Origin of the sequence: Streptomyces sp. NPDC058664, assembly GCF_042716635.1 — a bacterium.
GTDB lineage: Bacteria > Actinomycetota > Actinomycetes > Streptomycetales > Streptomycetaceae > Streptomyces.
In genome coordinates, this window is sequence record NZ_JBHXRW010000006.1 from 41914 (window position 1) to 55537 (window position 13624).

Sequence of the window (13624 nt, forward strand, 5' to 3'; positions counted from 1 at the left end):
CGGCCGCCGCTGCCGCGAGGACCGCGTCGGCCGCCGGCGTACGGCCGTACGGGTCGCCGGACGACTCGTACGGCCGTACGCCGCGTACCGGCCGTTCCGACCCGTCCCTCACTCGTCCCGCAGCCGTCCCGCGTCCGTCCTGCCATAGGCGGCGGGTAGGCTTTCCCCGTGAGACATACGGATCCTGATGGCACCGGGCCGACCGGCGGAACGCGGCCCGGCGGGACGTCCGTGACGGACCTGAATCTGCTGCGTACCTTCCTCGCGGTGTACCGCTCCGGCTCGTTCACCGCGGCCGCCGGGCTCCTGGGGCTTTCGCAGCCCACGGTGACCACCCAGATCCGTGCCCTGGAGCGGCAGACCGGCAGGGAGATGTTCGAGCGTCTGCCCCGCGGCGTCGCCCCGACCGCCGTCGCCCATGACCTCGCGGCCCGCGTCGCCGCCCCCCTCGACGCGCTCGCCGCCGTCGGCCACGGGACGGCGCCCCACGAGCGGGCGGCCCCCGTCCACCTGGCGGGGCCCGCCGAGCTGCTCTGCACCCGCGTCCTGCCCGCCCTGGCACCGCTGGTGGCCGAAGGGGTGCGGCTCCGCGTCACCCCGGGCCTGACCGATCCGCTCCTCGACGAACTCCGCGCCGGACGCCACGACCTGGTCATCGCCACCTTCCGGCCCCGGGGGCGCGCCCTGACGGCCGTACCGCTGATGGACGAGGAGTTCGCGCTGGTCGCCGCCCCCGTCTGGGCGGACCGCGTGAAGGAGCGGCCGGCCGGGGAGGGCCCGGCGGCGCTGCACGGGATCCCCCTGGTCACGTACGCGGAGGACCTGCCGATCGCCCGTCGCTACTGGCGTCACGTCTTCGGCACCCGGTTGTCCTGCCCGGCGGCCGTCACCGTGCCCGACCTGCGCGGTGTCCTGGCCGCGGTGACCGCCGGCGCCGGTTTCACCGTCCTGCCGCGCTACCTCTGCGAAGCGGAGCTGGCCTCCGGCGCCCTCGTCGCCCTTCACCGTCCGGACGACCCGCCCATCAACACCGCCTATCTGGCCCAACGCCCCGGCCGCCCCGCCGGCCCCGACGTCATCCGCGTCCGCGACCTGCTGATCGAGGCCGGACGGACCTGGTGACCCGCCCGGCCCCCACGGGCGGCTCGGGTACGACGGGACCGACGGCCCCCGGCCCCGGTACGCGGCGGCTCACCCCGCGCGCACGGCCGGCCTGTCGGCGGCTTCGGCGGCGGCGCGGCGCCAGGCGGCCTCACGGAGCAGCCTCAGCCCGTTGAGGCCGACGAGGACGGTGGAGCCCTCGTGGCCGAGGACGCCGAGGGGCAGCGGCAGGGTGCCCAGGAGGTCCCAGAGCACCAGGACGGCGATGAAGAACCCGGCGACGGCGAGGTTCTGCACGACCAGGGCGCGGGCGCGGCGGGAGAGCGCGACGACCGTGGGGACGGTGGCGAGTTCGTCCCGGACGATCACCGCGTCGGCGGTCTCCAGGGCGAGGTCGGAGCCGGCGCGGCCCATGGCGACACCGGTGTGGGCGGCGGCCAGGGCGGGGGCGTCGTTGACGCCGTCTCCGATCACCATGACCTTGCGTCCGGCCTTCTCCTGGTCCTGGACGGCGGCGACCTTGTCCTGCGGCAGGAGGCCGGCGCGGACGTCGGTGATGCCGACGGCGGCGGCGAGGCGGGCGGCGGCGCGCGGGTTGTCGCCGGTGAGCAGCATCGGGGCGGTACCGGTGAGGCCGGTCAGGGCGGCGACGGTGGCGGTGGCGTCCGGGCGCAGCCGGTCCTCGATGCCCAGGACGCCGGCCGGCACCCCGTCCACCTTGACGAGGACGGCGGTGTGTCCGCCGGCCTCGAACTCGGCCGCCGTGCCGGCGGCGCGGGCCGAGAGCGGGTCCTCGGCTCCGTGCAGGAGCCGGGCGGGGGCACCGGCCTCGACCGTCCTGCCGTCCACGGTGGCGGTGACGCCGATGCCGGGGGTGGAGCCGAAGTCCTCGGCGGGCGCGAGCCGTTGGCCGCGGGCGCGGGCGGCGAGGACGACCGCGCGGGCCAGCGGGTGCTCGCTGGGGTGCTCGGCGGCCGCCGCGAGCGCCAGCAGCCGGTCCTCGTCGATGTCCCCGTCGAGGCCCTCTTCGTACGAGCCTTCCGGGCCGGACCGGGACAGGACGCGGACGGCGGTGACGCGCGGGGTGCCCTCCGTCAGCGTGCCCGTCTTGTCGAGGGCCACCGCGTCGACCTGTCCGAGGCGCTCCATCACCACGGCGGACTTCACGAGCACGCCGTGCCGGCCGGCGTTCGCGAGGGCGGAGAGCAGCGGCGGCATGGTGGCCAGGACCACGGCGCACGGCGAGGCGACGATCATGAAGGTCATCGCGCGCAGCAGCGAGGCGGTCAGCTCCGCGCCGAACGCCAGCGGGACCAGGAACACGGCCAGGGTCGCGGCGACCATGCCGAGCGAGTACCGCTGCTCGATCTTCTCGATGAACAGCTGCGTGGGGGCCTTGGTCTCGGAGGCTTCCTCGACCATCCGCACGATCCGGGCGATCACCGAGTCGGAGGCGTCCCGGCCGACCTCGACCCGCAGCACGCCGGTGCCGTTGAGGGTGCCCGCGAAGACCTCGTCACCGGTCTCCTTGAGCACCGGCAGCGGCTCGCCGGTGATGGTGGCCTGGTCGACCTCGCTCGCCCCCGCCAGGACGCGGCCGTCGGCCCCGACCCGCTCACCGGGGCGGATCACGATGACGTTCCCGACCAGGAGGTCCCCGGTCGGCACGCTCTCCTCTGTGCCGTCGTCCCGGATCCGGGCGGCGGTGGCCGGCGCGAGGTCGAGGAGTCCGCGCACCGAGTCCTCGGTACGGGCGGTCGCCACCGCCTCCAGGGCGCCGGAGGTCGCGAAGATGACGATCAGCAGGGCTCCGTCGAGGACCTGCCCGATGGCCGCGGCGCCGAGGGCGGCGACGACCATGAGCAGATCCACGTCCAGGGTCCTGTCCTTCAGCGCCTTCAGGCCCTCCCACGCGGGTTCCCAGCCGCCGGTGAGATAGGTGGCGGCGAAGAGCGGGCCCCAGGCCCACCCCGGGGCCCCGAGAAGGTCCAGGGGGAGGGCGATCAGGAACAGCACGAGGGCGGCCAGGGCCCAGCGGGCCTCCGGCAGGGCCAGGACACGGGTGCGCCGCCGGACGGCCGAGGGGCCGGTGGAAACGGATACGGGCTGGGTCAGGGTGGAGGCCATGACAGAGGGAGTCCTTCACGGGAGGAGTCGTACGCCCTCACCGTACAGGAACACTTGAACATCCATTCATATGTCTACTTCCGTAGGATGCTGCCCATGGGCCACGGAGTGAACGCACCGGACAACAGCACGACACCGCGCACCCGCCTGACCCCGGAGAACGCGCAGCAGGTCGCCACCACGCTCCAGGCGCTGTCCACACCGTCGAGGCTCCTGATCCTGGCCCGCCTCCGCGAAGGCCCCTGCCCGGCGACCGAACTGGCCGCGGCCGTCGGCATGGAGCAGTCCGCCTGCTCCCACCAGCTGCGACTGCTCCGCAACCTCGGCCTCGTCACCGGCACCCGCGAGGGCCGCTCCGTCGTCTACGCGCTCCACGACGACCACGTCGCCGGCCTCCTCGACCAGGCCCTCTACCACGTGGAGCACCTTCGGCTCGGCATGACCGACACCGGCCCCGGGACACGCTGAAACGGCGACCGGGGCCACGTACGGGCGCGGTGAACGCCCGTCAGCGGAGGAACGGCGCGTACGTGTGCTGTGCGACCAGGGACTCCATCTGCTTCGCGGCCGGGAGTACGGTGCCCACGGCGACGCTCACGGCGATCAGCAGGGTCGTCGCACTGAGCGCGAACCCCTCGGCGGGCCCGTCGAGCACGGTGAGCGCCACGACGGGCACCAGGGCGACGACCGTCATGGCGAGCGCGGCGGCGAGTCCGATCCGCGACTGGACGTACCCGATGTACTCGGCGGTCGCCCGGCCCATGCGGATACCGGGTACGAACAGGCCCGATCGCTCCAATCGGCGCGCGAGGTCGTCGGCGGCCGGCGCGATGCCCGCCCGGAGCCACGCGTGCGCGAAGACGACCAGTACGTACACGGGCAGCAGCCACGGCCCCACCGGCGCCGGCACGAGAAGCAGCAGGGAGGCCGGGATCATCACGCCGAAGCCGCCCTGGCCGCCTCGGACGGGCACGTACGTCGGTGTGGGACCCGGGTTCAGGCGGCCGACCATCCGGCGGGCCCGCTGGACCGGGACGCGCCGCTCCGCCTGCCACACGGTGATGACCACCACCGCCATGACCACGAACGCGGCGGCGACGAGCGGGAGGACGAAGGCGCCGCGCGTGCCTCCGGTCTCCCCGGCGGCGGTGATCACCTGACCGGGGACGACCGCGACGACCTGGACGAGGAAGAGCACGGCGATCCCCTCGCCGACGCCCCGGGCCGTGATCAGACCGCTCAGGAGGACGACGACCGCCGTACCCGCCGTCATGCAGGCCACCAGCGCGACCTGGGCCAGTGGGCCGTCCGCGCGCGCGTGGAGCAGGGGCGAGTTTTCCGAGGCGCAGACGCCGGTGAGCGGGACGCACCCGCCGTCGGCCACCGCCACCACCACCGCCCCGGCGAACAGGGCGCCCAGGAGGACGGCCAACCACCGGGTCCGGCGCGCGACCACGGCGGCGCCGTCCTCACCGGTCGCCGCCAGGAGCCGGAGGCGCGGAACGAGCGGACCCGCGACCTCCATGACCAGACGGGCGGCGAGGACCGGCGCGATCCCGAAGGCGAACACCGAGAGGTGGCCGAGCCCGCCGCCGGTGAGCACCTCGACGAGGCCGTGGAGCCGCTGCCCTCCCCCGTCGCCCCCGTCGCCCTTCGCCGGCGCCCCGACGCGTACGCCCGGCAGGGGTAGGCCCTGTCCCAGCCGGAAGAGGACGACGGCGAGCAGTGTCCACAGCAGCCTCTTCCGCAGCACGGGTACGCGCAGCACTCGTACGAGCATGACCGACTCCCCCGTCCGTCCTGACCGCCCCGTCCGTCCTTGCCGTGACCGGGCCGGCCTTCACGCCCTCCGAACGCTCCCTCTTGTTTGACACGTAGTCAACTCCCTTACGGGCGGGGCACCGCGGCGCGCGCCACGACGAGGAGGAAGAGTCCGCAGGCCGACACGAGCAGCCATCCCGGCCGGGTCGCGGCGGCGAGGCCCGCGGGGTCGGCTCCCGCGGCCAGGCCTCCGGCGACGGCGACGCCGACCGCCGCACCGACCTGACGTGCCGTGGAGGTGACCGCCCCCGCCACTCCGGCCCGGGACGACGGCAGACCGCTGACCGCCGTGTTGGTCAGGGGCGCGTTGGCGAAGCCGAAGCCGACGCCTATCAGCAGGAAGGCGAGGAGGATCAGCGGCACGCTCGTGCCCTGGTCCAGGCCCACCAGGCAGAGACCGCCGGCCGCGGTGGACCCGCCCGCGAGGATCAGCGGACGCCGTGGTCCGAGACGGCCCACGAGAGCACCGGACCAGGGCGCGCAGAGAGTGGCCCCGAGCGCCATGGGCAGGGTCACGGCACCGCTCGCGAGCGGCGTCCAGCCACGGGCGTGCTGGAGGTGGAGAGTGGTGAGCAGCAGCGTCACGTTCAGTGCGACGAACACGGCCGCCGCGCCGAGCACCGCCGTGGCGAACGGCGGCCGGCGGAAGAGACCGAGGTCCATCAGGGGTTCACGGCGGCGCCGTTCGACCCGGACGAAACCGGCCGCGGCCGCCACGGTCAGCACGTAACCGGTGAGGGCCGCGGGTGACGTCCAGCCGACGCGGGGCCCTTCGATGAGGATGCCGACGGAGAGGCAGAGGACCAGAGTGAGGAGCACCTGCCCGGGCAGGTCGAGGCGACGGGCGCGCTCCCCACGGGACTCCGGTACGACCACGGCCACCAGGACGAGGGCGGCGACGACGACCGGCGCGTTGATCCAGAACACCGAGCGCCAGCCGAACGCGGCGATGAGCGCCCCACCGGTCACCGGGCCCGCCGCCATGCTGAGCCCGAAGACCGATGCCCACACCCCGATCGCGCGGGCGCGCTCCCGGGGGTCGGGCATCGCGTTCACCACGATCGCCAGGGCCACCGGACTCAGCATCGAGGCCCCGACGCCCTGGACGGCCCGGGCGGCGACGAGCACGCCGAAGGACGGGGCGAGGGCGCACGCGAGGGAGGCGAGGCCGAAGACGAGCAGTCCGCACCGGAAGACCCGGCGGCGCCCGAAGCGGTCGGCGAGTGCCCCGGAGACGATGAGCAGGCTGGCCATGACCACCGTGTAGGCGTCGACGACCCATTCGAGGCCGTGGGTGCCCACGTCGAGGCCACGCCCGATCCCGGGCAGCCCCACGTTGACGATGGTGGTGTCCACACCGACCAGGAACATGCTGAGCGCGCAGACCGCGAGCACCGCCCAGCGGCGGCGGGCGCTCAGCGGGACGGGTGGAGCGGGCAGGGATGCCGTGAGCAAAGGAGTTCCCCCTTCGACGAGATTCGACGCGCCCAGACTCGGGCGGGGGAAGGACCCGGGACCAGGAACTTTGCGAAGACCGCAAAATAGCCGCATGGACGCCGAACTCGCGGAACTCATCGACAGCATCGGGCCACGGCTGCGCGCCCTGCGGCGCGACCGCGGCCTCACCCTCGAAACCCTCGCGGAGGGCACCGGAATCTCCGTCAGCACGCTGTCGCGCCTGGAGTCGGGCCTGCGGCGTCCGACGCTCGACCTCCTCATCCCGCTCGCCAGGGTCCACCGCGTCGCCCTCGACCAGCTGGTGGCGGCCCCGGCCACCGGCGACCCACGGGTCCACCTGACCCCGCGGAGCCGGGAACGCGGAAGCGTCCTCGTTCCGTTGACGCAGTACCCGGGCCGGGTGCAGGTCTTCAAGCAGGTCCTCGCGCACCGCGAACCGAGGCTGGTGACCCACGCCGGTTACGAGTGGCTGTACGTACTCGCCGGGGAACTCCGGCTCATCCTCGGGGAGCGGGAGGTGACCCTACGGCCGGGCGAGGTGGCCGAGTTCGACACCGGCGAGCCGCACTGGTTCGGCCCCGCGGGCCGCGAAGCGGTGGAGATCCTGCACCTGTTCGGCCCGCACGGGGACCACGCCGTGGTGCGGACCGGACCAGGGTGTGACACCGGGGCGTGACACCGGGCGTGACGGCGACGGCGCCGTGGTGACGGGCGGAACTCCGCCCGTCCCAGGACGCCGTCGGCATGGTCCGCCGACCGGCCCCGCCGACGGGCGACACGGCTGTCCAGAGCCGCGTCGCCCGGTCGGGAGGCCGTTCACCCGCTCGCTCTGTCGGTCGGGGTCGGCCGGGAGCGTCGGCGGAACGGTCAGATGCGGCCCTCGTCGGTGCGGCCGCGGCGCTCGGAGAGTTCGTCGGTCACGTCGGCCTCGTCGGTCTCGATGTCGATCCGCTCCTTGCGGACCTGACCGGTGACCGTCTCCTCCTCCGTGACCTCGTCCGTGCGCAGACTCACCCGCTCGACGGGGACGGCCCGTGTCTCGACCACGGGGCGCTCTTCATAGAGCGTCACTTCGTGTTCGGCCTCGGAGATCTCGGGTCCTGACAAGGCCTGGCCCCGGTTCGCCTCGGTGATGGGCTCGCGCTCCACGCGGACTTCCTCGTGCCTGACCGGGATGGTCTGCTGGACGTCCTCGGTGACGACGTACTTGCGCAGCCTGATCCGGCCGGTCTCCACCTGTTCGGTGCCGACGTGCATCTGCTCCTCGGAGCGGGTCATGGCGTCGTCACCCGTACGCGACGTGCCGTCGCCGGCAGCGCTCGTGCCACTCATGCCCAGGCCGCCGGCAGCGCTCCTGGTGTCGCCCAGGCCGCCGTCGCCACGCCGGGCGGTGTCCGCCGTGCCGTGCGCCCAGCCGCCCTCGCCGGGCCGGTTCGCCTGCTGCCAGGCCTCGTCCCAGGCGATGCCGTAGTGCTCGTACAGCCGCCGCTCCTCGTGGTTGGACAGGTGACCTCCGCCGTCCACGTCGACGTGGGGGGCGTCCTTGACCCGATCCTTCGGGTACGGGACCTCCAGGTGGTCGTCGACCATGGACGCGTCCTTGATCGGCACGAACGACTCGCTGGTACCGAACAGGCCGGTCTTGACGGTGACCCACTCGGGACGGCCGGTGACGTCGTCGACGTAGATGTGCTTGGCGTCACCGATCTTCTTCCCCTGGGGGTCGTAGACCGGGTGGTCCACCACCGCGGGAATCTGTTCCTGGGCAATCATGATGGCCCTCCTGGTTCTGTCTCGGTAACCGCGCGACTTACCGCACCCGAGCGAGGAAAACACGTGGACCACCCGGTGATTGATTTGATTCTTGACCGGTTGAGCGCTCAACTCCCGCAGCCGGATGTCACCGGACGACGTGGCCGGCGCCGGTCGTCACGGCGGTGTGGACGCCGCGGCTGCGGCTGTGACTCCGGAGAAGCCGGCGGCCGAGGTCGCGGGCCAGGGCCAGGAGGGCCGGCGCGACGATCACGGCCCGGACCGGCCGGCGCCGCGGTTGGGCCCTGAGCTCGCGAAGCCGCCGCCAGGAGTGTCCCGTTGGGCCTCCGGTGACCGGGACGTCCGGGGACGGGGTCCGCGATGGCTCGACTTCGTACCGGTGCGAGGGGGTCACGAGGTGCCCGTGGTCCTGCCCCACCTCATCGGGACGGGCAACCGGTTCGGTCACGGCGACCAGGTCCTCGCCCAGGGCGCGTATCCGGAACTGGTCGTCGGCAGAACGCCGTTGGATCCCCGGGCCACGGCGCAGGCGGCCACGGAGTTGCTGGGCTACCGCGACGACACCGTGCAGGACCCGCGGACCGCCGGGGACGGCATGGTCCGTTCGACGGTGTGGTCGCTCTGGCGGGACTGAGCCACGCCCTCGTCGTCGACCCGGGCCCGGTGAGGCACGGTGCCGGCCGGCGCGTCGGCACCGGCCGGCCAGGAAGCGCGCCCCACGGAGGCGGAAAGCCGACGAGGGCTCAGCGGAGTCGGCGCGCGCGCAGGATCAGGTCGTCGGTGTGGTGCGCGCCGGCGCCGCCTTCGGGCGCCACGCGCGGCCGCTGCTCGTCCACCTCCACCACCCAGTCCTCGTCGAGGAGTGCCGTGACCATCGAGGGCCAGACGTAGTCCGCCGGATCGAAGCCGCTTTCGTGCGTCTGCCGGGTGTCCATCCCCGCGTGGTGGACGAGCAGCAGCACACCGCCGACCGCGACGGCCGAGAGCAGCGCACGCTCGGCCGCGGCGTCGGGGGTGCGCAGCAGCGCCGGATACTGGGCGGAGACCAGGTCGAAGGAGGCCGGCGGGAGCGCCGCGTCCGTCAGCGTGGCGTGCACCCAGCGGACGTCGACACCGGCGTCCCGCGCGTGCCCGGCCGCCCGTTCCAGCGCCACGCCCGAGACTTCGAGCGCGGTCACGTCCCAGCCGCCGCGCGCGAGCCAGACGGCGTCCGCGCCCTCGCCGCAGCCCACGTCGAGCACCCGTCCTGGGGTGAGCCCGGCGGTCTCGGCCACGAGCGCGCCGTTGGGCCGGCCGCTCCACAGTTGCCGCCGCTCGGCATACCGGTCGTCCCACTCCGCCCGCACGGCGGGATCTCCGAGGTATCCGCCGGCAGGCGAGGGGCTGTCGTACGCGGGCGATCCCGCTGCGATGTTCTCGGTCACGGTTCCACCGTCACCCACCGCGCCCCGCTCCCGCCACTGCTGTTGCCGATCCGGCAAAACGGCGCGACGACGCCGGGGCCGAGGCGCGACCCGGCGTCGCGGGGCGGGGGGCGGGCAGGTCCTGGACCGTCACATCGCCGCGCTCGGCTCCCCGTACACGGAGGAGGCGTTCCTGCGGCCGCCTTCCGAGCCGACCGGTCGGAACGCCGTCGTCGCCGTTCCGGACGCCGTGTTCACCCCGTGGCTCGCCGGCCTCGTCAGGGCTTCGGATTTCGGGCCTCGACCAGGAGCAGAGCGACGTCGTCCGGGTCGTCGGGCCTGCGCATGGCGTCGACCAGTCGGGCGCAGGTGGTGTCGAGGTGCGGGCCCGCGGGGCCGAGGGTTCCCAGGAGGAGGGCGAGACGTTCGTCGATGGGGTCGTCGCGGGTCTCGACGAGGCCGTCGGTGTAGAGAAGGAGCTGGTCACCGGGGCACAGGGGGACGGTCGTGGTGTCGAAGTCGACGCCGCCGACGCCGAGCGGGGCTCCGGTGGGCAGGTCGAGCAGTTCGGGCGGGTCTCCGGGGCGGGTGAGGACCGGGGGGAGGTGCCCGGCGTTGGCGATGCGGCACTGTCCGGTGGCCGGGTCGAAGGTGGCGTAGAGGCAGGTGGCGATGGAGTGCTCCAGGCCGTGGGTGAGCCGGTCGAGGTGGTGGAGGATCTCCTCGGGGGGCAGGTCGAGGGCGGCGTAGGCGCGGGCGGCGGTGCACAACTGGCCCATGGTGGCCGCCGCGTCGATGCCGTTGCCCATCACGTCACCGATGACGAGGGCGGTCTTCTCACCGGCCAGGGGGATCACGTCGTACCAGTCGCCGCCGACCTCGTTGGCCGCCTGGGCCGGCTGGTAGAGGGAGGCGATCCTCAGGCCCGGTCGTTGTGGCGGGGCGGGCGGCAGAAGGCTGCGCTGGAGGGTTTCGGCGGCGGTGCGCACGTTCTGGTGCCAGCGGGCGTTGTCGATGGCGACGGCGGCCCGTGCGGCGAGTTCGCGGGCGAGGAGGACGTCGTCCTCGTCGAAGGGATGGGGGTTGCGGATGCGCAGGAGGTCGAAGGCTCCGAGGATCTCGTCCCGGGCGATCAGCGGGACCGCGAGGTAGGAGTGGGCGCCCGCGCGGGCGAGGGTGTCGGCGGACCGCGCGTCGCGGGCGATGCGCCGCAGGTCCTGTTCGTCGCAGTGGGCGACGAGGACGGGCTGCCCGGTGCGTACGCACTGGGTGATCAGCCGGTCCGGGCCGTAGGCGGCGACCTCGCCGACCGGGTCGGCCGCGGCGGTGATGTCGGTGGGAAAGGCGGAGGCGACGGCGAGTGCCCGGAACAGCACCGGGCCGTTCGGGTGCCGTGTGGAGGTGCGGTAGGACAGCACGTCGTTGAGGATGTCGACGGCGGTCACGTCCGCGAGATCCGGGACCGCGACCTCGGCGAGCTCCCGGGCGGTCTGTTCGACCCCGAGCGTCGTGCCGATCCGGGCGGAGGCGTCCGCGATCAACGTGAGTCGTCGCCGGGCCCGCTCGGCCTCGGCGGCGGCCAGGTGGCGCTCGGTGACGTCGACGACCGAGGACGCCACCCCGATCACCTGGCCCGCGGGGCCGTGGATCCGGTAGTACGAGATCGACCACGCGTGGTCGTGGTCAGGGTCGGCGCGGGTACGGCTCACGATGTACTGGTCGACGAGCGGCGTGCCCGTCGTCAGCACGTGGCGCAGGGCCCTCTCGACCGTTTCCACCCCTTCGTAGGGGTGGATGTCACGGGGGCGGCGGCCGATGTGCTCGGCGGCCGGTACCCCGTTGATCCGTTCCAGCGCGGGGTTGACCAGCCGGTAGCGCAGATCTGTGTCCATCAGCGCGAACCCCACCGGCGCCTGGGACACCAGCTGATCGGAGAGCGCCAGCCGGCTCTCCACGTCGTGCAGCGTCGCCTGGTCGACCGCCATGCCCAGCGCGTACACGTCGCCCAGGTCGTCCAGCAGACGCACGTTGCGGAACTCCACAAGCCGCGTCGCGCCGTCCCGGTGGCGGACGGGAAAGACCCCGGCCCAGCTCTGCCCGGTGGCCATCACGCCGGCGAACAGCTCCGCCGCCCGCGCACGGTTCTCCGTGCTCAGCAGCAGGCGCGCCGCGTACTGCCCCAGCGCCTCCGCGGCGGTGTATCCGAAGGTGTCGGTGGCCTGCGGACTCCAGAAGACGATGCGCCCGTCCATGTCCACCACGACCGCCGCGACGTTCAGGAAGTCCAGTACGCTTCCCGCGCTCTGCCGACCCGCACCGGCATCGACGTCGGCCCCGGCGGTCTCGGCGCCGCCGGCTTCGGGCGGTGCGTCCTGGGCCATCGCATGCTCCCTCCGCCCCCGGCCCCGGCGGTGCGGGGAACGCCGCCGGGGGACACTTGCCTCCATGCTGCGCCCTCGACCGGGTCGGGGGCATCCGGGAGGGCGAAGGCTCCGGTGTCGCGTCCCCGTCGGCAGAGGCACGGCGGGGAGACACGACACGGAGCCACGACGCCGGCCGGTTCGGACGGAACAGCCGCGCGTCGGGCCGCCATGAGCGGTGCCGGGGGCACTCGGTCACGGCGCGCGAAGCAGCTGCGCGCCCTGAGTCCGGTGCCCCCGGTCCGCCGGTGGGGCGGGTCAGGCGAGGTTGATGTTCTCCGCCTGGGGGCCCTTCTGGCCCTGCGTGACGTCGAACGTCACGGTCTGGCCCTCCTGGAGCTCACGGAAGCCCGTGGAGTTGATCGCCGAGTAGTGGGCGAAGACGTCCGGGCCGCCGCCGTCCTGGGCGATGAAGCCGAAGCCCTTCTCCGCGTTGAACCACTTCACAGTTCCTGTAGCCATGTCTCATGCCTTCCGGTCGATGAACGCCTCCCGCACCATGCGGAAGACGGAGGTGATCGCCCTGGTTCCTGCGGCACAGCACAGCAAAAAACCCACGCCGAAGGCATGGGCAAGGGAACTTCCGAACCACGACAGCTAACGGGGACGGTACACGTCCGCACACCCTGTCACCAGAGGAAACGCCCGTGTCCGTGCGCGGGGCCCGCCGATGGCCGACGGGCGCGCACCGTCTCAGCCCTCGGCCGGCGGGCCGACCGCCCCGGCGGCGCGGCGGTATTCGGCGTTGATGCGCTGGGCTTCCTCGAGCTGGTCTTCCAGCACGATGATGCGGCAGGCCGCCTCGATGGGCGTTCCCTGGTCGACGAGTTCCCGGGCGCGGGCGGCGATGCGCAGCTGGTAGCGGGAGTAGCGGCGGTGGCCGCCCTCGGAGCGGAGCGGGGTGATCAGACGGGCTTCGCCGATGGCGCGGAGGAAGCCCTGGGTGGTGCCGATCATCTCGGCGGCCCGGCCCATCGTGTAGGCGGGGTAGTCGTCGTCGTCGAGACGGCCGTACGAGTCGTCTGCTGTCATTTGCACCTCTCCGCGGAACGCGTGGAGGGGCCCTGGTGCCGTACGGCACCAGGGCCCCGAAGGAACTTCTGCTACACCATCTGCCGGCCTTGGTACTGTGCCGGCCTTCTGTGTCCGCGGACCCGACCTGACTGCTGCCGGGGGCGCGGGGATCGCGGTTGCTCGACCGGAGACCACCTCACTATCGATGTCCTGCGGTACCCGGACTCAGGACTTCCGTCCGGGCGATCCTGATGGCGCCTCGCTCCTCCGTTTCCCTCAGTGATCAACTTTCTACCTCGGGGTACTGCGTACTGCCGCACTGCGCTTACGGGCACCGCTTCCGCCATGACGACGGTCCCGCTCGGCGGCCCCTGATCACTGCGGGCCACCCGGTCCGGCCGTCAGTCCCGTCGCCGTCCTGCAACCACCTGGCTTCGGAACTCCACCGCCGTACCGTCCTGCAACTGCGTGTACTGCTTTGCACTACTGGTACCGCTTGCCGGCAGT

General features: G+C 73.2%; 13 protein-coding genes. 4 read left to right on the plus strand and 9 right to left on the minus strand.

The window, feature by feature from the left end; genetic code table 11:
* Positions 1 to 168: 168 nt before the first annotated feature.
* On the plus strand, positions 169 to 1122 hold the full coding sequence (locus tag ACFWUY_RS07005; protein WP_384102910.1) for a LysR family transcriptional regulator: 954 nt from the start codon (positions 169 to 171) through the stop codon (positions 1120 to 1122).
* A gap of 69 nt (positions 1123 to 1191) precedes the next feature.
* Here ACFWUY_RS07005 and ACFWUY_RS07010 read toward each other — a convergent pair whose 3' ends face one another.
* The gene (locus ACFWUY_RS07010; protein ID WP_384102912.1) at positions 1192 to 3228 is read right to left on the minus strand and encodes a heavy metal translocating P-type ATPase; all 2037 of its coding nucleotides are present in this window, start codon (positions 3226 to 3228) and stop codon (positions 1192 to 1194) included.
* Positions 3229 to 3324: 96 nt separating this feature from the next.
* On the opposite strand from ACFWUY_RS07010, the gene ACFWUY_RS07015 reads away from it, so the two are divergent.
* Entirely contained in the window at positions 3325 to 3696 is a 372-nt protein-coding gene (locus ACFWUY_RS07015; RefSeq protein ID WP_384102914.1) for an ArsR/SmtB family transcription factor, read from the plus strand.
* Between the two features lie 40 nt (positions 3697 to 3736).
* Here the strand turns inward: ACFWUY_RS07015 and ACFWUY_RS07020 are convergent, their stop codons facing one another.
* Both ACFWUY_RS07020 and ACFWUY_RS07025 read right to left on the minus strand, forming a co-directional pair.
* On the minus strand, positions 3737 to 5008 hold the full coding sequence (locus ACFWUY_RS07020) for a preprotein translocase subunit SecY (protein WP_384102916.1): 1272 nt from the start codon (positions 5006 to 5008) through the stop codon (positions 3737 to 3739).
* A gap of 107 nt (positions 5009 to 5115) precedes the next feature.
* Complete coding sequence (locus ACFWUY_RS07025; protein WP_384102918.1) at positions 5116 to 6504, minus strand: MFS transporter; 1389 nt, start codon at positions 6502 to 6504, stop codon at positions 5116 to 5118.
* A 94-nt stretch (positions 6505 to 6598) separates the two neighbouring features.
* Here ACFWUY_RS07025 and ACFWUY_RS07030 point away from each other — a divergent pair, with 94 nt between their 5' ends.
* A complete protein-coding gene (locus ACFWUY_RS07030; RefSeq protein ID WP_384102920.1) occupies positions 6599 to 7183 on the plus strand; it encodes a helix-turn-helix domain-containing protein in 585 nt (194 codons plus the stop codon).
* Positions 7184 to 7374: 191 nt separating this feature from the next.
* Here the strand turns inward: ACFWUY_RS07030 and ACFWUY_RS07035 are convergent, their stop codons facing one another.
* Both ACFWUY_RS07035 and ACFWUY_RS07040 read right to left on the minus strand, forming a co-directional pair.
* Positions 7375 to 8280 carry a DUF2382 domain-containing protein gene (locus ACFWUY_RS07035; RefSeq protein WP_384102922.1) on the minus strand — a complete coding sequence of 302 codons (906 nt, stop codon included), beginning with the start codon at positions 8278 to 8280 and terminating at the stop codon, positions 7375 to 7377.
* 127 nt (positions 8281 to 8407) lie between these two features.
* Positions 8408 to 8533, minus strand: a complete 126-nt coding sequence (locus tag ACFWUY_RS07040) for a hypothetical protein (RefSeq protein WP_384102924.1) — start codon at positions 8531 to 8533, stop codon at positions 8408 to 8410.
* 144 nt (positions 8534 to 8677) lie between these two features.
* Here ACFWUY_RS07040 and ACFWUY_RS07045 point away from each other — a divergent pair, with 144 nt between their 5' ends.
* Complete coding sequence (locus ACFWUY_RS07045; protein WP_384102926.1) at positions 8678 to 8914, plus strand: hypothetical protein; 237 nt, start codon at positions 8678 to 8680, stop codon at positions 8912 to 8914.
* A 109-nt stretch (positions 8915 to 9023) separates the two neighbouring features.
* On the opposite strand, the gene ACFWUY_RS07050 is transcribed toward ACFWUY_RS07045, so the two are convergent.
* The 4 genes from ACFWUY_RS07050 to ACFWUY_RS07065 form a co-directional block, all read right to left on the minus strand.
* The gene (locus tag ACFWUY_RS07050; RefSeq protein WP_384102928.1) at positions 9024 to 9704 is read right to left on the minus strand and encodes a class I SAM-dependent methyltransferase; all 681 of its coding nucleotides are present in this window, start codon (positions 9702 to 9704) and stop codon (positions 9024 to 9026) included.
* A gap of 257 nt (positions 9705 to 9961) precedes the next feature.
* On the minus strand, positions 9962 to 12064 hold the full coding sequence (locus tag ACFWUY_RS07055) for a SpoIIE family protein phosphatase (RefSeq protein ID WP_384102930.1): 2103 nt from the start codon (positions 12062 to 12064) through the stop codon (positions 9962 to 9964).
* A 297-nt stretch (positions 12065 to 12361) separates the two neighbouring features.
* A complete protein-coding gene (locus tag ACFWUY_RS07060; RefSeq protein ID WP_055603386.1) occupies positions 12362 to 12565 on the minus strand; it encodes a cold-shock protein in 204 nt (67 codons plus the stop codon).
* Positions 12566 to 12796: 231 nt separating this feature from the next.
* Positions 12797 to 13135 carry a MerR family transcriptional regulator gene (locus ACFWUY_RS07065; RefSeq protein WP_384102932.1) on the minus strand — a complete coding sequence of 113 codons (339 nt, stop codon included), beginning with the start codon at positions 13133 to 13135 and terminating at the stop codon, positions 12797 to 12799.
* Positions 13136 to 13624: the final 489 nt, after the last annotated feature.

Excerpts from the sequence above, each read along its gene's own strand:
- ACFWUY_RS07010 (WP_384102912.1), bottom strand. The coding sequence starts at position 3,228 with ATGGCCTCCACCCTGACCCAGCCCGTATCCGTTTCCACCGGCCCCTCG.
- ACFWUY_RS07015 (WP_384102914.1), top strand. The coding sequence starts at position 3,325 with ATGGGCCACGGAGTGAACGCACCGGACAACAGCACGACACCGCGCACC.
- ACFWUY_RS07020 (WP_384102916.1), bottom strand. The coding sequence starts at position 5,008 with ATGCTCGTACGAGTGCTGCGCGTACCCGTGCTGCGGAAGAGGCTGCTG.
- ACFWUY_RS07030 (WP_384102920.1), top strand. The coding sequence starts at position 6,599 with ATGGACGCCGAACTCGCGGAACTCATCGACAGCATCGGGCCACGGCTG.
- ACFWUY_RS07035 (WP_384102922.1), bottom strand. The coding sequence starts at position 8,280 with ATGATTGCCCAGGAACAGATTCCCGCGGTGGTGGACCACCCGGTCTAC.
- ACFWUY_RS07055 (WP_384102930.1), bottom strand. The coding sequence starts at position 12,064 with ATGGCCCAGGACGCACCGCCCGAAGCCGGCGGCGCCGAGACCGCCGGG.
- ACFWUY_RS07060 (WP_055603386.1), bottom strand. The coding sequence starts at position 12,565 with ATGGCTACAGGAACTGTGAAGTGGTTCAACGCGGAGAAGGGCTTCGGC.
- ACFWUY_RS07065 (WP_384102932.1), bottom strand. The coding sequence starts at position 13,135 with ATGACAGCAGACGACTCGTACGGCCGTCTCGACGACGACGACTACCCC.